This is a genomic window from Burkholderia mycopellens, assembly GCF_964265025.1.
Taxonomy (GTDB): Bacteria; Pseudomonadota; Gammaproteobacteria; order Burkholderiales; family Burkholderiaceae; genus Burkholderia.
Map to the genome: position 1 here is coordinate 288,413 of NZ_OZ183804.1, position 22,235 is coordinate 310,647.

Here is a 22,235-nt window from a genome sequence, read left to right on the forward strand (position 1 = left end):
GGCGCATCACGTCACAGCAACGCGACGACCTGTTCCGCGGTCGCTTTCGCCGACTGCGGATTCTGGCCGGTCACCAGGCGGCCGTCGACGACGACGTTCGACGTGAACGGCAGCAGCGCCTTCTCGTAGCGCGCGCCGCGCTGCTGCATCTGCTGCTCGACGTTGTAGGGCACCTTCTTCGCGACGCCGGCCAGGATTTCCTCCAACCACGAATAGCCGGTGATCCGGCGGCCGGCGACCAGCAGCGAGCCGTCCGACAGCCTCGTGTTCAACAGCCCGCAGTAGCCGTGACAGACCGACGACACGATGCCGCCGCGCTCGTAGATCTCGCGCGTGAGCCGCTGCAACCCCGCATCGTCCGGGTAGTCCCACATCACCGCATGGCCGCCGGTGAAGTAGATCGCATCGAAATCGGCCGGATCGATCTCGTCAGGGCGCGCGGTGCTGGCCAGCAGCGCCGCGTTGGCCGGGTCGGCGCGCCACGCCTTCGCGGCGGCGTCCACATGCGGCCATTTGAGCGAGCGCGGCTCCAGCGGCGACACGCCGCCCTTGGGGCTCACGAGCTGCTGCTCATAGCCTTTCGCCGCGAAGATGTGATGGGCATGCGTCAGCTCGGACAGCCACAGGCCGGTCGGTTGCGACGGATCGGCATAGTGCGCGACGTTGCTGACGACGTGGAGGATGCGCTTGCTCATGATGCGGTTTCCCTTTTTCGGCCACGGGCGGGCGGGCGTCGTCGACGCACCGCCGGATTGTCGGATGGCAGTACCCATACCCATGACCTCGATAGGCTGCCGAGGCAAACCATAACCTTGAAGCAAAGTTGAAGGTCAAGGCCTTTTCGTTTTCGCCGCCTTCGCGGGATTCACGGGCAGCACGAGTCCGTCCAGCAAGGTGGTCAGCGCATCCTCGATCGCGTGATCGCCGACCTTCTCGCGCACCAGCCGCCCGTCGATCGCCAGCATCGTCAGGCCATGCAGGTGCGCCCAGCAGGCGGTCGCCTGGCCGAGCGCCGGGCGCGGGCGGATCGTGCCGGCGCGCTGGCCGCGCTCCAGGATGTCGACGACCAGCAGGAACGGCGCCTGCACGCGCGGATCGAGATGGATGTCCGTGGGCTCCCCGGCATCCGCGGCAAACATCAGTCGATAGAGATCCGGGTTGCGCTGCCCGAACGCGAGATGGGCGTAGGCCAGAGCGAGCAGCACGTCCGGTGCGTCCGCTGCAGGATCGACGGACGCGACGAGGTCGTCGTGCAGCCGATCGAAGCCGATCAGCGCGAGTTCGTGCAGCAACGCGGCCTTGTCCGGGAAATGCCGGTATGGCGCCGAGTGGCTGACGTTCGCGCGCCGCGCGATTTCGCGCAGCGTGAACTGCCAGCCCTGTTGCTCGTGCAGCGTGTCGAGCGCCGTTTCGATGATCGCGCGACGCAGATCCCCGTGGTGATAAGCCTTTTGCCCGGCGTCCGCATCCCCATCCGACGACATCGTGTTGCTCCTATGTTGACAGGGAACACATTGTGGTCCTATGATCCGCCGCATGCAAGTTGACAGTGTCTACATTGACGCAACCTCGTGAGGTGCACCATGGCCGTTTCCGCGGAATCCAGCTCGAGCTTCGACCCGGCGGTGTTGCTGGCCCGCCAGCGCAACGCGTTTGTCAGCGAGGGGCCGCCGAGCATGCAGCAGCGCAAGGCCCGGCTCGCGCGGCTGCGCGCCGTGGTGCTCGCGTATCGCCGCGAACTGGAGGAGGCGGTCAGCGCCGATTTCGGGCACCGCTCGCGACACGAGACCGCGATCATGGAACTGGTCGGCGCGATCCAGGCGATCGACTACCTGACGCGCAACCTGCGCCGCTTCATGAAGCCGCAGCGCCGGCACGTCGGGATTTTTTATCGGGCCGGGCAGGCGCGCGTCGAATACCAGCCGTTGGGTGTCATCGGCGTGATGGCGCCGTGGAATTACCCGTTCGCGCTCACGTTCATTCCGCTGGCCACCGCGCTGGCCGCGGGCAACCGCGCGATGCTCAAGCCGTCCGAACTGACGCCGCGCACCAGCGAGGTGATGCGCCGGATGCTCGCGGAGACCTTCCCGAGCGAAGAAGTCGCGGTCGTGCTCGGCGGCCCGGAAGTCGGCGCCGCCTTCAGCGGCTTGCCGTTCGACCATCTGCTGTTCACTGGCAGCACGCAGGTGGGCCGCAAGGTCATGAAGGCGGCCAGCGACAATCTGGTGCCGGTGACGCTCGAACTCGGCGGCAAGAGCCCGGCGATCGTCGCGAGAGGGCACGTCGACAGCCGGACGATGTCCAGCATCGTGTTCGGCAAGCTGTCGAACGGCGGCCAGACCTGCGTCGCGCCGGATTACGCGCTGGTGCATGAAGACGACCTCGACGCGTTCGTCGCGCAATACGACGCGGCCGTCGCGCGCTTCTACCCGGACGGGCCGACCAGCCCCGATTACACGTCGATCGTCAGCGACCGGCATTACGATCGCCTGAAACGTCTCGTCGACGAAGCACGCAGCAAAGGCGCACGTGTGATCGAGGCGGGCGTGAACCCGCAGCAGGCGGCCACCCGCAAGCGGACGCTCGCGCCCACGCTGATCGTCGGGGCCGGCGACGATACGGCCGTCATGCAGGAAGAGATCTTCGGGCCGATCCTGCCGGTGCGCACCTATCGCACGATCGACGAAGTCGTCGACTACGTGAATGCGCGTCCGCGGCCGCTCGCGCTGTATTACTTCGGCGCGCAGGACAGCGACTGCGCGTCGTTGCTGACGCGCACCACGTCGGGCAATGTCGGCATCAACAACACGCTCCTGCATGTCGCGCAGGAGGACTTGCCGTTCGGCGGCGTCGGTCCGAGCGGGATGGGGGCGTATCACGGCATCGAGGGATTCCGCGCGATGAGCCATGCCAAGGGCGTGTTCGTGCTGGGGCGCTGGAACCTGCCGAGCCTGCTGCGCGCGCCGTTCGGCAAGCTCGCGGACCTGTCGCTGGCGGCGCTGCTCGGGCGGCGCCGGGAACCGGAGGGCGTGCGGGCGGGATTGACCGCGAAGCGCTGAGACCGGCGACGCACCGCGCCCGGCGCGCGGCTGTTTCGCAAGCGGCGCGCCGTGGGGGGCGAAGGCGAATGCGTCGGCGAATGCGTGGTTCGGACCTCAACCGTGAACGATGCCCGCTAGCGCTTGTTGCGCGTGCCTGCCCCGTTGCGCATGGCGGTTTCATCGAAAATCGTCGCGGCGAATTCGACGGCGGCCGGCAGCACCGCGCCATGCATCATCACGAATTCCATTTCCGGCAGCGCGGGCAAGCTGGCCGGAAAAAAGCGGCGGTGATCCATGCGCGCGGGCTCGGTTATCAGTCGCCGGGCTCGTTCACGCCGGCGGCCGGATTCGATCTTCAGCGCCCGCCGCGCGCGATGGCGAGCGCGACGCCGAAGCCGACGAGCAGACAGCCGAAGGTCCGGTCGATCCAGTGGCGCATTGCCAGCAGGCGGTCGCGGACGGCCGTCGCGGAGAAGCACAGGGCCACCAGGCTGAACCAGCCGGCATGCGCGACGGCGATGAACGCGCCGTAGCCGATCTGCACGATCAACGGCGTGTCCGGCCGCACGGCCTGCATGAACAGGCTGACGATGAACACCGTGGTCTTGGGGTTCAGCGCATTGGTCAGGAAGCCGGTGCGCAGCGCGGCCAGATCGGATAGCGGTGCGGCCGGTGCATCCGGCCGCCCGTTGCCGGCCTTCGTCATGAGCATCTTCACGCCGAGGTAGATCAGGTAGATCGCGCCGACCAGCTTGACGGCATTGAAGAGCCACAGGGACTGGTGGATCAGCAGGCCGACGCCCAGCAGCGTGTAACTCACGTGAATCGTCACGCCGAGCCCGATACCCAGCGCGGTGAGCACGCCCGAACGGCGCGACAGCATCAGGCTATTGCGCGTGACCATCGCGAAATCCGGCCCCGGGCTGATCACGGCAAGCAGTGTGATGGTGACTACAACTATCAACTCGGTCATCGTCTTGTCCTTGCGATTGATGGCTTGATGGCCCAATCTTATGGATCATGTTCCATCGGGAAAAGCGATGATTTCTGACCAGAATGGTGAGATTGACTCACAGTCGGTTCGCGTGAACCTGCCTTCGCTGATGGCGCTGCGTTGCTTCGAGGCGGCGGCGCGTCACGAGAACTTCAGCCGTGCCGCCGACGAACTGTGCTTGACCCATGGCGCGGTCAGCCGCGCGGTGCGATTGCTCGAGGGCGACCTGGGCGTGGCGCTGTTTCAGCGGCGCAGCCGTCGCGTGTTTCTGACCGATGCGGGCCGCAAGCTGGCGCAGGCCGTCCATGACGGGCTCGGGCTGATGCGTCACGCCGCGCAGGAATTGCGTACCGAGGCCGCCCGGGCGCGGCGCTGGGTTCTGTCGTGCGAGCCGACGCTTCTGATGCGCTGGCTGATTCCGCGCTGGCCGGATTTTCAGGAGCGGCATGCAGGCATCGACATTCACCTGGCTGCCGCGGGTGGTCCGTTTTCGTTCGACAGCGGCATCGACATGGCGATTCGACGCAATGACTTTGCGTGGCCAGCGGGTTATCACGCGGAGCGGCTGTTCGCGGAGAAGGTCGGGCCGGTTTGCCGGCCGGACAAGGTCGATGCGTGGTTTTCTGCGCGTCGCGGCGATCGTTCATTGAAGACGGACGCGCCGCGGTTGCATACGCGGACACGGCCGGACGCGTGGAAGGAATGGGCGGTGGCGGCGCATCAGCCGGTGGCGGGCGGGCGCGGGCAGGTGTTCGACCATTTCTACTTCAGCCTGCAGGCGGCGGTCGCGGGGCTCGGTGTCGCCATGGGGCCGTGGCATCTCGTTCGCGATGATATCGAAAGCGGTGTGCTGGTCGCGCCGATGGGGTTCGTCGAGGATGGCTCGCATTACTGCTTGTTGACGCCGGAACCGGTGGCGGCGGGGAGTGCGCAGGCGGAATTGCTGGGGTGGTTGAGGGCGGTGGTTGGATGAAGGGCGGCTGGCGACGTGTACGATCGGCTGCCGCCTTGATGATCTTGCGAAGCCGCATGTACCGCGACTCGATCGCGTGGGTCACATAGACAATCTTCCGGATGTCATCCGGTCGCTTCTTTCGACCAGCGCTTCATCGCCCGGCTGAATGCGGATGTGTTTTTGTACCCCAGTCGCGCAGCAACCTCCTTGATCGAATATTCCTTTTTGGACAGATATTGCGACGTCAGGTCTTGACGTACAAGGTTGTGCATGGCGCTGAACGACGTGCCCATTTCCTGGAGTTTCCGCTGCAAGCTGCGCAGTGAAAGTCCGAGCGCGCTGGAAAAATCGGCGATGTCTTGACATGCGGGGTTGTCATACATCAGGCCGAGCAGTCGTCCGATGAGGTCCGACGGAACCCAGTGCGCCAGTTCGAATTCGCGCTTTGCGCACGCCTTTTTTGCCAATTCGAATTCTATCGGGTGTGCGAGCGGAAGCGCGGTCTCGAGCGTTGATCGATCGAACTCAAGAAAATTTTCACTGGAATTGAATTCGATCGGGCAGTTGAAATAGGCGCGGTAAGATTCCGCGTGCGGTGGCTCCGGATAAGAAAATCCTATCCTCAGAAACGCCGGATATTTGCCGATCAAATCATGCATCTCTCGGCGAATGGCGGTGAAAACCATGTCGGTATTCAAGACAAGGAGATCCGACCGATAGGTATAGCCGCCAACCGCAATCCTGGCCACATCGCCCCTTGTCGTCATCCTCATTCTGAAATAACTGATCCCCAGCAATGGATGCTCGAAGCCCAGGCGCAGCGCGTCACCCAACGTCGGGCTCACCAGCATCGCGTGGGCTCGCAGGCCGTACGATGTCACCGGGATCGCGTTTCCGATATGAAGCCCGATCGCGGTGTCGCCGGTTGCCTCGAGTGCATTCGCAAACAGCACCATTTCCTGTGCATGCGTGACCATTGCGTTGGGTCGCTCGACGTCCGACGGAGAAATGCCCGTGCCTCTCAGCAGGACGTCGACGGGAACCCCCATGCGCTTCATGAAGTCGAGCGTGATGAAGATGGTGTGAAGCGGCGCGGGACGTTGCGCTGCAGTGCGGTGACTGACGTCGGCTACCGGCTTCATTTGACGCCTTGGATCACGCATTTCCGAGCGACTTCGTAAACACGACCTGGCATCCATACTCGTCCAGTTCGCCGCGCTTCCACCCGAGACGCTGGTAGAAGCCATCGGCTCGCGAGCCCGGATCGGTCACGAGCGTGACTTGGGCCACGCCCTTTTCCTTCAACCACGTCAACGCACGGTCGAGCAACGCGCGGCCGATGCCGGCGCCATGGAATGACGGCCTCACAAACAACGCGGTGATGAACGGCTTTTCGGTGATGACCGGCAGGCAGATCCCGACCACCTCGTCACGAGATTCACAAATCCAGCCGCCTCCCTGCCTGATTTTCTCGATCAAGAGGTTGCGGTTGAGCAGGTGAACTTGGTGCGGATGGATTCTATTCTCGCTCACGGAGAATCGCACGTCATAAAAAGCGCCGATGTCGCGCTCGGTCATTCGGCGGTATTCCAGTTTCTCAGCAATGGCCATATTCGATATCGTCTCTCATCTCGTTATATGAAATATACGTGGTACGACTTGGGCAACTATCTCACGATTTTTGCAATTCCACCAACGATCATGACGCAGGAACGGGATAGCATGTCCACATGCGCCGCCGCGGACTGAGGGGCACGCGACCATCGGCGAAGCCGCAAAGCGCCGCACGGGCCGCCACTCGGCCATCGGCGTGGGACAGCACCCGACGACCGTTCATGGCGGCCTGGCGATTGGCCAATAATTTAATATCCCTACGACGATCACAATTACACTAATTAGTGAATTTCCATATTTGAAATAATTTACCAAAAAATACCGACCGCCAAATTTATAATTTCATTGGCGCTCACGGGTAACACTTTGGCGCGAACGGCACGGGCAACCCCTGTATATAAAGCAGCCAATTTGATACGCTTCCTGCCAATCGAACCGATTTGAGGTTATGGGTAGTGCGCCAAGTCCCTATAGTCAACCTGTTGAAATCATGGCGGAAGATGAATAACCCGGCGGTGCCCGTCATGGTCGCGGGTGTTGTGCTTCCGATGATCGTCCTGGCAGTGGTTTCGCTCAGTGTGCCGCTCGACTTCGGCGGTGTTGCGTGGGGCAACTTCACTGCTCGGGCGTACGAGCGGGTCGTCTTCGACCGGGACTTTGATGGTTCGCTTGTCGTTCAGCGGGGTTATCTCGCCATTTTTGCCCGGTCGATGGTCATGGCCTTGCTGACCACCGCGGGATGTCTGTTGATCGGATTCCCGACGGCGCTTTTCATGGCGACGCGCCCGCGGAAGTGGAAAGCCGCGTTGCTGATCTTGATCACGATCCCGTTCTGGACCTGCGTCGTCGTCCAGATGTACGGGTGGATCATCATCATCGCGGACAACGGCCTGGTGAATCAGATATTGACCAGGGCCGGCCTCATGCAAGGCCCGCTCGGCTTGCTCTATACCGATCTCGCGACGGTGATCGGCCTCGTCTATGCGTTCACGCCATTCATGATCCTGCCGATCTTCGCGGCGCTCGATGATCTCGACTGGCGGTTGGTCGAAGCGGCCTACGATCTGGGCGCACACAAGCCGGCCGCGCTTGCCCATGTCGTCGTGCCGTGCTGTCGTCCGGGCATCATGGCGGGCGTCGGCCTCGTATTCGTTCCGGCACTGGGCTCCTATACGATCCCGGGTTTGCTCGGGGGCAACCATGCTTTCATGATCGGCAACTTGATCGATTTCCAGTTCGCCGGTGGACGGGATTGGCCTTTGGGCGCTGCCATGTCGTTTGCATTGCTCGCCGTCGTGCTTCTGGCGATGCTCGTGTCTCGACTGGGCGTGCTCTTTCAACGACAGGAGCGCGTTCATGAGTTCGCGTGACCTGCGCCGGTTTCCGTTGACGCGTCCAATCGCATTCGCGGCACTGTTGTTCCTTTATCTGCCGATGCTGATCGTGATAGGGATGAGCTTCAACGTCGGTCAGTCGGCCCTCATATGGGACGGGTTCGGTATCCGTGGTTACGTGGAAGCCTGGTCTGATCCGACCTTGGTCCGCGCCGCGAAGAACTCGCTGCTGCTGGCGTTGGCGTCGATGGTGCTTTCCACCATGCTTGCGACGAGTGCAGCGGTCGCCTGGTGGTCGCGAAGCGATCGGCGCGGTTTCGACCCGGCGGGACTTCTCATCGCGCTTCCTCTGGCAATACCCGAAATCGTGCTGGCGATCGCCACCATGATGCTGTTCTCGATGTTCGGGACCGAGCCCGCATTTGGCGTCGTCCTGTTCGCGCATGTGGTCTTTAGCGTGCCGCTTGCTTACCTGCCGATCAAAGCCCGGCTCAAACGGATCGATCGCACCTTGCTCGAGGCCGCCGCGGACCTGTCGGCCACGCCCTGGGCGGCGTTTCGGCACATCACCTTGCCTTTGGCGCTACCCGGCATAGTCGCAGGGGCGCTGCTGTCGTTCGTCGCATCGATGAATGACTACGTCACCAGTTACTTTCTCGCCGGGGCCGGCATGACCACACTGCCAATGTACATCTTCAGTGCGATGAAGATCGGGATCACGCCCAAGGTCAGTGCGGTCTCGACCGTCGTCATCGGCCTTTCGTCGGTGCAGCTGATCGCGGTCTGGCTCATCGGTGCTCGAGGTAAAAGAAGATCCACGCCCAGGCAATCCGAGATACATCACGCAAATCTCCAAGCAATAGGAACAGTATGAAAAAAACAATCGGGGCGATGTTGCTCCTTGCCGCTGTGACGACGCAGGCTGCCGAGCTTCATATCGGAAGCTGGCCCGGCATCCTGCCTGCGAACCTGATCAAGAAGTTCGAGACGGATACCGGTATCGAGACGACGCTGGACACCTATGCAAGCGATGCCGCACTGACCCAGAAACTGCAGGCGGGAGGCGGCGGCTACGACGTCGTGGTGGCCGGCGACTATTACGTCCCGGTGCTCGTGAAATCCGGCCTGTTGCTCAAGCTCGACAAGAGCAAGTTGCCGAATATCGCAAACATCAAGCCGGAATACCGTCATCCGGCATTCGATTCTCAGCGGGACTACGCGATGCCCTTTACGATCGTCCTGACCGGGTTTGCGTATGACAGCGCGCGCGTGCCGGGCGGCAGGCTCGACGATAGCTGGAAATCCTTTTTCGAGCCCCCCGCGGCACTGCGCGGCCAGATCGGCGATCTGGACGTCGAGGAGGAGTTGTACATGGCCGCGAGCTGGTATCTGGGGCAAGACGAATGCACCGAGCGCCCCGAGGATGCGAAGCGCGTGCTTGACGTCTTGCAGAAGCAGAAGCCGTTCGTGAAGACATACAGCAACGACGGAACGATCGACCGTCTCGCGTCCAGGCAAATCACCGTTCAGCACATCTGGAATGGTGCCGCTGCGCGCGCACAGGATCGTCTGGCGAGCATTCGATTCGTGTATCCGAAAGAGGGCGTCCGGTTGTTCATGGATAGTCTGCTTATCCCGGCGAAAGCGCGGAACGTCGAATCGGCCTACAAGTTCGTCGACTGGATGATGCGGCCTGAAAACATCGCGCTGGTGACGAACGCGATTCGATACAACAACGAGATCATCGGGTCGGAGCGCTACGTTGATCCTGCGCTGCTGAACAACCCCGCGACCAAGATGCCCGAGCAATACAAGGACAGGCTCAAACCGTACAAGATGTGCTCGCCTGCGGCGATTCAGCTACGCAACAAGGTCTGGTTGAAGTTGAAGGGAAATCAATGAGACGCGCTGGAGCTCGTTGACTTCCTGAACGAATCCTCGGTGCATTTTGCCGAAATCGGGCAGTGACGCGCCGGAAGCGGCCGTAGACGATGCTGCGAACATCGTCTGCGGCCTGACGTTGGCGTACACATAGAGAGACCACCATGGCTGACCGCACACTGCGCACTATCGACGTGCCGAAACGTTGCGTAGACACCCTCGTGCGTCTCTCGGCACGATTCGCTGGACGCGATCGTCGACTGCAGGAACCCTTGAACAGGCGGGGGGGACACAAGCATCCTGGTGCCGACGGGCGCGCGGGCGCAGCGAGCGCGTCTTTGCAATTTCTCCGGTCGCTCGAGCCTGGAATCCCATCTGCATCCGGCTGTCGTAGCGCTTGCGCGCTCGGCATGCAGCCGGGTTATCAAGCAGTGAGCAGATCGGCTTGTTTCCGTAAGAATTACTAGCCTCAGTCGCTGGCCCCCGCCTGTATTCTGCGACGCGTTAGCTCTCGGCGCAGGCGGTTCGCGATCGCCCCTGTCGATCGCGCCTTTTATTCCGAACAATCATTGCATTCGTTCAGTTGAAAATAGTAAGTATTGCGAAAAATATTGAATTATGACGGTTGCAAATCGACCAGTTCAAAACGTTGCACAAACCAAAGGAACCGAGATGTCTACCTACCTGGAGCTGAAAGCCAAGATGCGTACACTTCAAGCTCAGGTGGAACTTGCGCGCAAGAATGAAATGGAGAACGCCGTAAAGGACGTCCAGAAAGTCATTGCCGAGTTCGATCTGAGGCCTGAGGATTTGTTTGTCGGGATCCAATGTGTGCCCTGTCGGGTCAGGCGTCGCGCACCGGCGATCGCGAAATATCGGGATCCTGTGTCAGGCGCTGTCTGGAGTGGACGTGGACGGACACCGCGCTGGATGGCCGGACAAGATCGGGAGAAGTTTTTGATCCGCACGCCGACATAACGGCATACAGGTTTCGGTGCATCCCGACCGTTTGACCGCCAGGTGCCTGGCCCGCCTCGCCGCTCGGGAGTTTCCGGCGTCAGCTCGCTACATGGCTCGATGCCATGCGAGCCGTGCATCAGAGTGACGGCACGGATCTCCCTGACGCTTTGTCTTGGCGCCGGTTCCTATTAGGGAAATCCCGGTAAAGCTCAGGGTTATCAGACGCGATTAACTTATATCAAACAAATTTTGACGACGATTTATGTTCCTGATATGGTTTTTCGCACCTGCAAAGCGCGGCCCGGTTGCGTTGGCGCTCGGTAAACAGGTCGGCGTACTTCGCCGGCGGCTGAATCGGACGTGCAACCGGCCTGCCATGGCGGCCGGTATTTCCAGGCCGTGTTGTAGCGCGGGTCGAGCGTGGTCCGGCTTCGTCATCGCCGATCTCGCTCGTGGGAATGGCGCGCGCATGGAACGTGACGATGCCGTGCTTCTTCGAAATGCCATCGAAGAAACGTTCGGTTTCGCGCGGTGATTCGCTTGGGTTCTTCGGCTGCGTGGATTTGGCACATCTGCTCGTCCGGATCACGAATGCGGTGGCAGGACGTCGGTTCGAGTGAATTCTCGGGTGCTGCCCTGTAGGCAAGACGCGCTCGGAAGTCGCCACTCAGGGGCGAGTCCCTTTGCGTGATCGACGGGGCGGTATTGCTGGAACTGGAAGGCAACGTGTTTGTGCTGCTTCAAGGCGGTTCGGCATGTTATCAATCCGCGTCGCCGTGGAACTGGAGCGGCAACGGAAGCGAGAAAGCGGCTTTCGTCCAGGCAGGGACGCCGCGATGGTTCTAATCGAGAGAATGCCGGACAGGTCGAGATGCGAGACGCCTTCCTGCATGAAATTTTGAGGATGACGAAATGATTGAGTCAGATATGCCGATCTGGAGAACATGACGCCGGCCGTTGCGGCTCGAGACGACGCGCAGGTCGTGCGCCGTCATCTGCATTCGAATACAACAAAAACCGTTTCAAACAATCCCGAAACCACTCCTGACAGCGAAATACCGATGAAAAACAAGGAAATCAAGGTCAGCGTTATCGCTGTTGCCGCCTTCGCAGCATCGTCGGCAGCAATGGCACAGTCGTCGATCACCCTGTACGGCATGCTCGATGCGGGTATCGGCTACACGTCGAACATCAATGGCCACAAGCGGTTCGGCCTCGACGGTGGTGCCGCAGGTTCGAACAAGTGGGGCCTCAGGGGGACGGAAGATCTCGGTGGCGGCCTCAAGGCAATCTTCAAGATCGAAAACGGCTTCAACATCGGTACAGGCGGCATAGGCGGCCAGGGGCCGATCGGTTCCACGCGTTCGTTGTTCAACCGCCAGGCTTACGTATCCCTCGCTTCCGATCAGTACGGTACCGTGCGTCTGGGGCGCCAGCTCGACGCCGTGACGGAAATGGTTCAGGTCCTGACGGGCGACGCCATTTCGGCGTCGACATTCTCGACCCCGGGCGACGTGGACAACAACGACAACACGACGAACCAGAACAGCGCCGTGAAGTACATTTCGCCGCTCATCCATGGCTTCCAGGCTGAAGGCGCGTACTCGTTCGGCGGCGTTGCCGGTTCGATGGGTTCGGGGCAATCGTGGTCGGTGGCTGCGAACTACGCTCAGGGTGGTCTGACGGTTGCCGGCGGCTACTTCCATGCCGCAAACCAGGGTGAGAACGGGTGGACGAACGCAACAGCGCAACCGAGTTTCGGTGGTGCGCTGGGCTATCCGAGTTCGGGTTACAACGGCGGCAATGCGTTCAAGAGCGCGGGCATCGCGCAAGTCGCGACTCAATACCAGATTGGTCCGTACACGGCCGGCTTGCGCTACTCGAACGCTCAGTACCAGGGCAACGCCGGCCAGCCGTCGATCCACTTCAACGTGTTGGGTGCCCTCCTGCAGTACCAGGTCACCCCGGCGCTGTCGCTGGCGACCGGGTACACGTACGTCTACGGTTCCGCAGCCACGCCCACGCTGGCTGCCCAGGGCCGCACGATGGCGTCGATCAACCAGGTGTCGCTGGGGGCGACGTACTCGCTGTCGAAGAGCACCGCGTTGTACGCGATGGGCGGGTACGTTCATGCTCAGGGCGCTCAGGCTTCGGTTGCCGACTTTGGCAACACCGCATCGGGCGGCAACCAGGTTCAAGTCAACATTGGCATGTACCACGGCTTCTGATCGCCGGCGCGGAAGTCCGGAGTAGTGGCTGCGCTACTCCGGCAAAGCGGCACTCTGCTGGCCGCGCTTCACCTCAAGCGGGTGTCGTGAACTGAAAATTCCTCTCGTTGATCGTTCGTTCTGCGGGCAGTACCGAAGTGGTTGGTTGACGAGACGGTCATTCCGCATCGGCACTGCGACCAGCGGCGAATGGCGGCGCCTGGGCGACGCGCACGGCTCCGGACGACCCCGACGAGACATCTGCTCCACCAGGTAGAATGATCAGCACTCCGCTCTGGATGCGGCCGCCGTTCCCATTTCGCGAGACCTGGCGATGAAGGTGACGATTGCGTACATCGACGAACCCCCTTTTGGATGGACGAAACCCGAAGGTGCCGCCACCGGCGCCGACATTGAATTGGCCGATGCCATTCTTCGGGCGATCGGCGTCACGCAGATCGAGCATCGACTGACGACGTTCAGTGAATTGCTGCCCGGCGTTGCGACCGGGCGCTGGGACATGAACGTTCCGCTCTTCGTCACGCCTGAACGCGCCGAAAAGGTGGCGTTCAGCGTACCCGTATGGGGGATCGGAGACGGCTTTCTGGTTCGGGCCGGGAATCCGAAAGGTCTCGACAGCTATGCGTCACTGGCCAAACGCGCCGATGCCCGCCTTGGCATCATTGCCGGACAGGTTCAGCACGACTCGGCGAAAGCGGCGGGCGTAAGCGGGGACCAGATAGTCATGTTCGCGCAACAAGCCGACGCGATCGATGCGGTCCTCTCCGGAAAAATCGACGCATATGCGAGTACCGCCGTCGGAAATCGCATCGTGGCGAATCGGATCGGCGGTTCCGCGCTCGAGGCCGTGCCGCACGTGCGGGGAACGGCGGATCAGCAACAGGGGCTCCCGCTCGGCGCGTTCTCGTTCAACCCGCGAGACAGCGATCTGCTCGATGCGGTCAACAGGCAACTCCGTGCATACCTGGGTTCGCCGGACCATCGAGCCAGAATGGCGGCATTCGGCCTGACGCAGAGGGAGATCGATCCCGCACTCGCGCAGTGAGCATGACGCTGGCGTCGACCGACGGCGGCCGATCGGCAACGCCAGATCGATGGCTGACGTGTCAGTGCCGCTCTGCCGATGATCGATTTCAGGCCAGTCCTTTTCAGGCAAGCGAGCCGCGAGCGTGGCGCGCGGCGCAGGAAGCACGCGCCGCCCGACAGCTTCCGTTGGTCTGTCGCACCGTCGCCCGTTTGCGCGTCATTCGAACTGATGCCGTATCGGTCGTCGGGTGGCGTTTCTTCGCCGTATTTCATGGAGCGATCGGCGATATCGGGCAGACGGAAGATCCGTATTCGCTAAAGGTAACGACGATCCCTGGCGGACCGCATGGAAAATGGATTTCCAGGGCATCGTGGCGTGCTGAGCAGACTGGGTCGACGTGCCTTGTTCACCAACGGCACGGACGGGCAGCCCGCAAAGTATGCTGCCCCCGGAAAAGCACCAGGCAAACCCGTAGAGGATGAAGAGGGCGTACCCAGCCAGCGTGACCGATGTTCGAGGGGCCGCCTTGGGCGACGTCAACCGCCGCGTCGCGCTCAGATCCCCATCCGCTCCGCGACACCATCCCGATCGACGAACTTGTGCTTCAGCCCGGCCGCGATGTGCATGACCAGCAGCAAGCCAAGCGTCAGCACCAGCGCGCGATGCAGTGCGTCGGTCAGGAGCCGCAGCGGTTCGTCGCGGCCGACCAGCACCGGCAATTCCGCGATTCCGAAGAAACTGACCGGATGGGCGCCAGCGAGGCGGTGCACGTAGCCGGTCAGCGGCACGAGAAACAGCAGCAGGTACAGCACGCCGTGCAGTGCACCGGCGATCCGCGCCTGCCACGCCGGCACGCTGGCCGGCAGCGGCGGCGGTGTATGCGTCGCACGCCACGCGAGGCGCGGCACGGTCAGCATGAAGATGAGGCTGCCGATCGACGCGTGATAGAACAGGATGCTGTTGAACCGAGACGAGTTGTGCGGAAATGTATCCATGTAGATCCCGATCAACAGGTTCGACAGGATCAAGATTGCGATCGACCAGTGCATGGCGATCGCGAAGCGTGTGTAGGCGACGTGGTCAGGGCGTGACATTGCGGTCTCTCCGTTGCGGTGGGGCGTAGTGCACCGGCTCGTTCGACGTGGTGAGCGGCGTGATGCCCCGATATACCGGAGCCGGCTGGGTTTTATTCCCGCGGGACGAATCGGTCGCCGTTCTGTTCGTGTGGAAGGCAATCGAAATGTCTTGAAAGGTATGGGGCGTCCTTGGCGGCGTTGCGCCGGCCGCAATATCCGAAACGCATGAAGTGCGGTTTGTTTTGGCACGGCGATCACCGTTGTTCGACGGACATGCCAACGGCCGCTTGCCGTCACGGCGCCCATTTCACGGACTGCGGTTCGGGCTGCACGGACGACGTGATCGTGCGCGCGATTGTTGCGATGGGGCGCGCGCTGGGGCTCGATGTCGTGATGGAGGGCGTCGAGACGGAACAGCAGTTGGCTTTCCTGCGGGAGATCGGTTGCCACCAGGCGCAGGGCTTCCTGTTCGCGCGGCCGCAGCCCGCCGAACAGCTGGTCGGGATTTCGTCGCGCGTCGGCACCGAATTGCTGACCGAGTGAGTCGGTTGCCGACGCGACGCGTTGACTGACGCACGCGGCGCGCACGGGCTGCCGCGCGGTACGTCGACCGGTGTGTCGTGGCCGCAGCTGCCGGTTCGCGGCAGGGGGCCGTGCGTCCTGGTAGCGGTCAGGCGCGCACGATGACTCGAACCGGGCCCGGGGCCGCGCGCGGCGCACTGCGGCAGCCAGGCGTGCGCCGCCGCGCCGGCGCTAATTCACGCATTCCGGCACCACCGGGTCATTGCTGTTCGTGTAGACGAATCCGTCGGAGATCCACTGATTCGAGTCGAGCCGATACCAAAGCCGTGTGGCGCCCCAGTTGCCATTCACGGAGTCGCCGTACCGGTGGCAAGCGAGCTGCACGGTGCGCCCGTTCTCGAGCGTACCGACAATCGGCGCCGACAACGAAGGCGCGCTGCGCAGGTTCGCCTGCCCCGGCGCCTGTACGCGCGCGCTGACGGGCGTGGACGGATCGCCGGAATCCGCGCTCCCGTAGTTGACCAGCCAGGCCTGCGGGGAGACGCGCCGTTGATTGCGAACCGCGTATCCGGAATACGGTGAAGTGCCTTCGAAGAATTGCCAGCCGCCGATCGTCATGCCATTGACGGACACGTCATTGCCGTCCTTGCTCAATGAAAAGTGAACGTGCGGCCCCGTCGTTTGTCCGCCGCACGGCAGGCCGTTTCCGACGGTGCCGAGATATTCCCCCTGACGGACACGTGTGCCGCTGTTCAGCGACGTCAGCTGGACCATGTGGTAATAAGTCGTCGCATAGCCATTGTCGTGAACCACCTTCACGATCGCGCTGCCGTTGCGCTCGCAGCTCTTGTAAAGATAGCCGTCTCGCGCCGCCAGCACGCGGCCGTTGCCACCCGAGAAATCGAGCGAGTTATACGGCCGGCTTTGTCCGGACCAGCCGTGTGCGCCGCCCGTCCAATACCACCCGGCATTCTGCTCCCACGGCAACGCAAGGCCCGGTTGCGGCAATGCCGCCGCCCGCGGCGCAAGCGAGGCGCGTCGTGACGCGAGATTTTTTCGCTCGTCGGCCGCGAGCAGCGTGGGGGGCGCCGCATCGAGCAGTTCTCCGAACTTGCTGCTGCCCTCCACACCCGTGATCCATCGACCATTCACGTTGCGCGCGATGAACAGCTTCGTGACGGGATCGGCGGATTCGTCATCACGCAGGATTTGCGTCGCAGTACCAAATATCCATCCGGAAACGTCATCGGTCTTTATTGCTTCGACGAGGCCGCTGTCCGACTGGGCCGGCAGTGCCAACGTCTTGCCCGATCGGGATTCAAGCGCCTGCTCGATCGAGCGTTGCAACGACGTCTCGATTGGCGCCGCATGGGCGATTTCGGCCACGCAGGCTGCAATCAGCAGCATTCCAGTGAGGGTTTTAATCGAATTCGATGCGAAACGACCTGATAAATTGCGCATAGTTAAATGCACCACGGATAAGGTTTGCAAGAAGTTCACGACAGCGGCGTCAAGCCTACATCATTCGTCATTCATTGCAAGCAAAATGCAATGTATCTTTGTTTTATTTTAAATGGCTGATAAAGTTGAAATTATTGGCGCGATAATTTCAAGGTGATTTTTCCAATCCTGAAACAGGAATCGGTCGATCTGGAGTTGTCTTTCTCGTTTCGATGGATTTACGATGAATCAAGGCGGTTTGATCGAGCAAACCCATGTCTCCATTCCGTCACCACACTCGAAACCGTCGGTCCAGGCGGGAGCATGGGGTCACTGTCGCGCGATGCATTGAGTTGACAGGGCCAACGTGACGTATCGCCAGCGCAACCTGCCAGAAAAACCAACCAGAATGATGTTCAAATCAACCAGGCCGCATGGCAGCAAAAGGCCGGAATAGCGCTGACCACGGTTTGGATAGCCCGGAACATGCTGAGCCACAACCCCGGCGTAAAGCTTGATGCCCAAATACAGGAGTAGCGCCGAGACCACCAGGCAGGCCGCAAACGCAATGCTTGCCTTTCTCATGGACAACCGCGCTGGTCTTGCCGAATCAGGAGGCAGGGGATGAAACCGATCTCTCCGCGATGCCGCGCATGGTTCAGGGAGAAGCCGGTATCGCGGGCCGCCGCGAGCGGGGGAATCGCTCGCGGCGTCTGCAGGCTTGCCCGCCTGCAGGCTGCAATCGGCGCGCAGCCTACCCCAAATACGGCCGCTCGGCGGCAAATAGCGCTCGCCGTGCAAACGTACGCCATTCCTCCGGCGCGTGTTCTTTCATCACGTAGATGCCGGCAACCAGCGCCTGGGCACGCAACACCACCGGCAAGCCGTCGAGCGCGCGTACCGCGTCCGTCGTATCGCCATTGCGCGCCGAAGCGAGGAAACGGTTCAGCCGGGCCGGCAAATCCTGGACGTCATACTGCGTCCCGAGCGCTGACAGGAGTGTCCGGATGGCCGGTGTGTCGGCAGGGGACCCCATCGCGAGCGCCAGTATCGCCGTGTACTGGTCAACGCCGTCGTCCGCCGCGAGGCTCAGCGCACGTGTGCGCAGCGCGGCTGAAGCACCGTTCGAGGCCGCCGCCATCCGCAGCACGTGGGCGTGAGCCGGGCTGCCGGCGGAAGACGCCACCGCATCGTCCAGCCGGCCGCCGGCAAGCAAGGCAATCGGTTGATACGCACCGGCCGGCGGCGTTTCCCCGGGCTCGTACATCAGCAGCCCGCGCACCGTGGAGGATTGGCCGGCCAACGCGACGAACCGGGATCGGGCCGCTTCCGGATCGACCAGTCGCGCCATGCGCAGCAGTTCGACAGCCGCGTATTCGCGCAACGCGGGGCTGCCGGCCAGCGCGGTTTGATAGTCGGCCAGCGCATCGCGGTAGCGTCCCTGGGTGCTGGCGTTCCAGCCGGCCGCATTGGCGTACCACGCGGAATTGGGCCAGCGTCGATACCCGGCGTCGAACGCGGCATCCTGGGCGGGGCCTGCCGGCATGCATCGCGCGACCAGGTAGGCAAGGTCCGGTTGATCCGGCGCCTTGTCGGCCAATGCCCGCTGCCGTGCACATACGGCGTCGTGTGCCGCCGTGCCCTTGGCGGCATTCTGTTCGAATCGCATGGCCACGATGTCGATCGGGAAGCGCGCGCGGCGCGCCGCAAACGCGTCGTCGAAACCGGGAACGGCACCGGCCAGGTTCAGCCAGTCGTTCAGGTGTGCGCTCTCGGGGGCGTCGAACCGAACATGGGACAGCAGCATGGGCGCGGCGGCGGATGCGTCCTTCAACTGCTCGACGAGCTCGCCCGGCGCCATGTCGTCGCTGCCTTCGAGCACGGTACGCATGCCGCCGCCGCCGTTGGTCTTGATGCTGGCGGGCGGCGCGGCGAACACCACGTCGGTGACGGCCGGCTGCCAGCGCTGCGGGGGCAGCAAGCGCGGCGGGGGCGCACTGGCGGCGCCATAGACGGCCGTCCACTGACGCAAGGGTGCCGCGCCTGCCACGGTATAGACGACGTGCGCGTCGGCGCGATCGATCGACGTCCGGAATGCGTCGATCGGGTCGCCGTCCTGGGTCCGTGCGGTCACGGCGATATCCCGGCCCGCGTGAACGTCGATGCTTGCATGCGCATCGGGCGCGAGGGTGACTTGTTTGCCGTCGACGGTGGCCACGATCGTTCGCGCCAGCGGGTTGTAGACCGTCACGGTGGATTCGTCGAGCGACCAGCCGAATACCAGCACCGCGCCAACGATGCCAAGGGCCACGGCAGCACGTGCCAGCCCCGGCAGGAACCCGTTCGCCGAACGGAAGCGCTCCCAGAAGTCGGGATGCTCGACCCGCTGGAAACGCTCGGTATCGGTGACGAGCGTGGTGTAGGCAGCGGGCGCCGCGGGGACGACGACAGGCGATTCCGGCAGCGGTTCGCCGCGGGTGGCTGCCGCGATGCTCGCCTCGGCATGCAGCAGTTCGGCGAGCAACGCGCGCCCGAGCCTCGACAGGCAGCCGGCCGCATGATTGACCCAGCTGTCCGCGACGCGTAGCCAATCACCGACGTTTTCCCGCACCGGATGGCCGAGGCCGAGCTCGCCCAGCATGGCAGGCCAGCTCTCGTGACCGAGTTCGGCCAGGACACGTTCTCCAGGCTGAACATCGTTTCTCGCGCCGAACACGTCGATGAGCGCGCGTTGCACGGCTTCCGCGCGGGCCAGCACGTCCTTCACCCCGCGCGCATTGACCGATCCGCTCGCGCTCACGCGTTGCCAGCAACGGGCGAGGGCGGCCTGCGTATCGCGCAGTTCGGCCTCGGCGTGGTGCGCATAGTGCAGCACGTGCAACAGCCCCTTCAGATAGGCCTGCCACTGCGGCGACAGTTGCCCGGCGTGCGCCTGGTGCAGGCTGCGCACACGCTTGAGCGTAGCGGCCAGGCGAGCGCGAATCGCGGCGCGCTCCGTGCCCACCGCGTCGATGGCGGGTTGCAGCTCGCTGTGTTTGAGGATGCGGCCGCGGTGTCGAATCACGCCGTCGGCGGCGGCATACACACCGTCGCGCAGCGAGCGCAGCAGGGCATGCTCGTGGTCCAGCGCGCGCAGGGCCTCGAGGTCCTGGGAGATCGAGGCCGGATACAGCGTTTCAGGATCGAGTGCGCTGTCCGCGGGTACCGCTGCGTACAACTCGTCGGCGCGGGCGGCATGGCGCGTAACCGGAAAGCCGAGATAGATGCCGCGATAGTGCGGCTTGAGCTGTTCGATCGCGAACTGATCGTCGAGGCGCTGCAACGTGACGGCCGGTTCGACGACGGCGTGCGAGGTGTCGCCGATGAGTTCCCGGGTCATGCGCTCGCGCAAGGCGGGCGCGTTGTCGAACAGGGTCCAGGCGCTGCGTGTGTCTTCCGGCGACGCCAGGTACGTGCGCTTGGCGTTTTCCTCGCGCTCGTGATTCTGCGGATGGGTTGCCCACATCCGGGGCGGCTGCGCGAGCTCGGCCTTGAAAACGCGGAACGCCGCGGCGTCGGTGACGGGGACCTGCGGTCGCTGGCCGTAGGCCGGGTCGTTGTAAATCCGGCCGAGACGGGTCGCGATGGCCTGCTGCACGACAAAGACATCGCGTGGCGGGCGTTCGGCCCCGGCCTCGCCGCGTACGAACCCGACGGCGCGGTCCCACGCATCGTCGGCCACCTGCAGCTGGTGCAGTGCGTGAATCAGCGCGTCGCTGCCGGTGAGCGACACGGCCACCAGGTCGGCCTGCATCTCCATTTCACGCGACAGTGCCCGCTGAACGATCATCACCAGCCGGAACCCCGAATCCACGATCGACCGCAACGCCCACACGATGAGGCTCAGCCCCCAGCCGATCCACGCGACCCGAATGTCGAAGTGCGACAACTGTCGCAGGAAGCCGTCCAGCGCGTCGCGCTTGCCGACGATATGCGCCGCGATCTGCTGGGTGGTGTAGACCCATCGCCCGAGCGCCATGGAGCGCTGCGCAAAGTGCCCGAACTCGTGTGCGCAGACCGCCTTGAATTCGCTCAGATTGAGCATGTTGACCAGCCCGAGGCCGATCTCCAGGTTCTTGCGCGAAGGAAACACCAGGTTGACGAGCGACAGGTCGTAGAACACCGCGGCGTTGACCCGTCCGCTGACGAACACCTTGTGCGGACGTGGCGCGCCGGCATCGTCGGCGACCCGGTCGAGGAAGGCGAACAGGCCCGGCTGTTCCGCGCGCTTGAGTTCGATCACGCCTGCGTACTCGCCCTTCTTGATGAAGAACAGCGCCTTGACCAGGAACACCGTCAGGAACAGGCTGCATGCACAGACCAGGAAGTCGAGCGGGCCCGAATGCGCGTTGAGCGCCAGCAACCGGTTGATGCCCGTCAACGCAAACCAGACGGTCAGCGCGAGGTACAGCACGATGAACGTGACCAGCCCGGCCACGGCCAACCAGGCATTTCGCTTGTAGGACGGGCCGGGACGCGTCAATCCGGCCGGTACATCCGACGGCCCCGAGGGATAGTGATTTTCCATGACAGATCGCGTATCTGACGACGATTGAATAGAAGTATCGATACGGGTACTGACGGGACCCGCTCGAGACCGGAATTTTGAATTAGCTTGACTGACTCGAATCTGCCCCGTGCTTGTGACATTCGTCAGAAAATGGCGGATCGGTGTAAACCTACCGGCTCGTGTGATATTCGACTGTCAATTAAGGTCAACTGATTCGAAGAAGTCAATATAGGCGTCCAATTTTTCTTTCCCGGGCGCAGCGAGTGATTAGCCGGTGATTTCTTGAAGCGCCGTGTCAATTCGCCTGACAGGATATATCCGGAGTCAAACAAGGTCAGCGTTGCGGTGCCGGGCTTCAGCGGAGACAAGACTGCAAATTCACCGGTTGCTGCAGTGCCAGAGCCGCGGCAAGTGGATCAAGGCCGCCGCCTCGACGGCATTGCTCAATGGCTGCTGGCACTTGCTGGACAGGATGGCATCCCGCTCTTCGTGCAGGTCGTGCCTCTGCTGGCAAGCCAGGTTGATAAAAGCGCGCTCCGCACAATGAACTCCTGCATATGCCGATTCAGTTTTTTTCGTCCATCCTGGCCTGCCGGTGAATCTGCGAACCGGTT

At 62.7% G+C, this 22,235-nt stretch carries 19 protein-coding genes and 1 pseudogene; 9 read left to right on the forward strand and 11 right to left on the reverse strand.

Annotation, left to right across the window (positions count from 1 at the left end):
- Positions 1-11: 11 nt before the first annotated feature.
- On the reverse strand, positions 12-695 hold the full coding sequence (locus ACPTTC_RS35095) for a type 1 glutamine amidotransferase domain-containing protein (RefSeq protein WP_175969162.1): 684 nt from the start codon (positions 693-695) through the stop codon (positions 12-14).
- A 135-nt stretch (positions 696-830) separates the two neighbouring features.
- Positions 831-1,484: a TetR/AcrR family transcriptional regulator gene (locus ACPTTC_RS35100; protein WP_423395935.1), complete on the reverse strand. Its 654-nt coding sequence runs from the start codon at positions 1,482-1,484 to the stop codon at positions 831-833.
- 99 nt (positions 1,485-1,583) lie between these two features.
- Here ACPTTC_RS35100 and ACPTTC_RS35105 point away from each other — a divergent pair, with 99 nt between their 5' ends.
- The gene (locus tag ACPTTC_RS35105; RefSeq protein ID WP_423395936.1) at positions 1,584-3,059 is read left to right on the forward strand and encodes a coniferyl aldehyde dehydrogenase; all 1,476 of its coding nucleotides are present in this window, start codon (positions 1,584-1,586) and stop codon (positions 3,057-3,059) included.
- A gap of 116 nt (positions 3,060-3,175) precedes the next feature.
- Here the strand turns inward: ACPTTC_RS35105 and ACPTTC_RS35110 are convergent, their stop codons facing one another.
- Positions 3,176-3,337 (reverse strand): hypothetical protein, encoded by a 162-nt coding sequence (locus ACPTTC_RS35110; RefSeq protein ID WP_423395937.1) that lies wholly within the window; start codon positions 3,335-3,337, stop codon positions 3,176-3,178.
- Positions 3,338-3,396: 59 nt separating this feature from the next.
- On the reverse strand, positions 3,397-4,014 hold the full coding sequence (locus tag ACPTTC_RS35115; RefSeq protein WP_423395938.1) for a LysE family translocator: 618 nt from the start codon (positions 4,012-4,014) through the stop codon (positions 3,397-3,399).
- 67 nt (positions 4,015-4,081) lie between these two features.
- Between ACPTTC_RS35115 and ACPTTC_RS35120 the strand changes: the two genes are divergently transcribed.
- Positions 4,082-5,008: a LysR family transcriptional regulator gene (locus tag ACPTTC_RS35120; RefSeq protein WP_423395939.1), complete on the forward strand. Its 927-nt coding sequence runs from the start codon at positions 4,082-4,084 to the stop codon at positions 5,006-5,008.
- Positions 5,009-5,112: 104 nt separating this feature from the next.
- Here the strand turns inward: ACPTTC_RS35120 and ACPTTC_RS35125 are convergent, their stop codons facing one another.
- Together ACPTTC_RS35125 and ACPTTC_RS35130 are read right to left on the reverse strand one after the other, a co-directional pair.
- Positions 5,113-6,132: an AraC family transcriptional regulator ligand-binding domain-containing protein gene (locus ACPTTC_RS35125; protein WP_423395940.1), complete on the reverse strand. Its 1,020-nt coding sequence runs from the start codon at positions 6,130-6,132 to the stop codon at positions 5,113-5,115.
- Positions 6,133-6,145: 13 nt separating this feature from the next.
- A complete protein-coding gene (locus tag ACPTTC_RS35130; RefSeq protein WP_423395941.1) occupies positions 6,146-6,601 on the reverse strand; it encodes a GNAT family N-acetyltransferase in 456 nt (151 codons plus the stop codon).
- Positions 6,602-7,128: 527 nt separating this feature from the next.
- Here ACPTTC_RS35130 and ACPTTC_RS35135 point away from each other — a divergent pair.
- The 4 genes from ACPTTC_RS35135 to ACPTTC_RS35150 all read left to right on the forward strand — a co-directional run bounded on the left by ACPTTC_RS35135 (position 7,129) and on the right by ACPTTC_RS35150 (position 10,797).
- Entirely contained in the window at positions 7,129-7,974 is an 846-nt protein-coding gene (locus ACPTTC_RS35135) for an ABC transporter permease (RefSeq protein WP_423396562.1), read from the forward strand.
- Positions 7,961-8,812, forward strand: a complete 852-nt coding sequence (locus ACPTTC_RS35140) for an ABC transporter permease (RefSeq protein WP_226198386.1) — start codon at positions 7,961-7,963, stop codon at positions 8,810-8,812. The genes ACPTTC_RS35135 and ACPTTC_RS35140 overlap by 14 nt, the downstream gene beginning before the upstream one ends.
- Entirely contained in the window at positions 8,809-9,840 is a 1,032-nt protein-coding gene (locus tag ACPTTC_RS35145) for an extracellular solute-binding protein (RefSeq protein WP_423395942.1), read from the forward strand. Before ACPTTC_RS35140 ends, ACPTTC_RS35145 begins: the two co-directional genes overlap by 4 nt.
- Positions 9,841-10,491: 651 nt before the next feature.
- Complete coding sequence (locus tag ACPTTC_RS35150; RefSeq protein WP_423395943.1) at positions 10,492-10,797, forward strand: H-NS family nucleoid-associated regulatory protein; 306 nt, start codon at positions 10,492-10,494, stop codon at positions 10,795-10,797.
- 220 nt (positions 10,798-11,017) lie between these two features.
- Here the strand turns inward: ACPTTC_RS35150 and ACPTTC_RS35155 are convergent, their stop codons facing one another.
- Entirely contained in the window at positions 11,018-11,446 is a 429-nt protein-coding gene (locus ACPTTC_RS35155; protein WP_423395944.1) for a hypothetical protein, read from the reverse strand.
- 394 nt (positions 11,447-11,840) lie between these two features.
- Here ACPTTC_RS35155 and ACPTTC_RS35160 point away from each other — a divergent pair, with 394 nt between their 5' ends.
- On the forward strand, positions 11,841-13,007 hold the full coding sequence (locus tag ACPTTC_RS35160) for a porin (protein WP_319000845.1): 1,167 nt from the start codon (positions 11,841-11,843) through the stop codon (positions 13,005-13,007).
- Positions 13,008-13,320: 313 nt separating this feature from the next.
- Entirely contained in the window at positions 13,321-14,052 is a 732-nt protein-coding gene (locus tag ACPTTC_RS35165; RefSeq protein WP_423395945.1) for a transporter substrate-binding domain-containing protein, read from the forward strand.
- A gap of 536 nt (positions 14,053-14,588) precedes the next feature.
- On the opposite strand, the gene ACPTTC_RS35170 is transcribed toward ACPTTC_RS35165, so the two are convergent.
- Positions 14,589-15,128, reverse strand: a complete 540-nt coding sequence (locus ACPTTC_RS35170) for a cytochrome b (protein WP_423395946.1) — start codon at positions 15,126-15,128, stop codon at positions 14,589-14,591.
- Between the two features lie 288 nt (positions 15,129-15,416).
- Here ACPTTC_RS35170 and ACPTTC_RS35175 point away from each other — a divergent pair.
- Positions 15,417-15,653 (forward strand): annotated as a pseudogene (locus ACPTTC_RS35175) (EAL domain-containing protein); the annotation flags it as partial.
- 210 nt (positions 15,654-15,863) lie between these two features.
- On the opposite strand, the gene ACPTTC_RS35180 reads toward ACPTTC_RS35175, so the two are convergent.
- From ACPTTC_RS35180 to ACPTTC_RS35190, 3 genes are all read right to left on the reverse strand, one after another.
- Positions 15,864-17,093 carry a peptidoglycan DD-metalloendopeptidase family protein gene (locus tag ACPTTC_RS35180; RefSeq protein ID WP_423396563.1) on the reverse strand — a complete coding sequence of 410 codons (1,230 nt, stop codon included), beginning with the start codon at positions 17,091-17,093 and terminating at the stop codon, positions 15,864-15,866.
- Between the two features lie 309 nt (positions 17,094-17,402).
- The gene (locus ACPTTC_RS35185) at positions 17,403-17,657 is read right to left on the reverse strand and encodes a hypothetical protein (RefSeq protein ID WP_423395947.1); all 255 of its coding nucleotides are present in this window, start codon (positions 17,655-17,657) and stop codon (positions 17,403-17,405) included.
- Positions 17,658-17,826: 169 nt separating this feature from the next.
- Positions 17,827-21,639 carry a M48 family metalloprotease gene (locus ACPTTC_RS35190; RefSeq protein WP_423395948.1) on the reverse strand — a complete coding sequence of 1,271 codons (3,813 nt, stop codon included), beginning with the start codon at positions 21,637-21,639 and terminating at the stop codon, positions 17,827-17,829.
- Positions 21,640-22,235 lie beyond the last annotated feature (596 nt).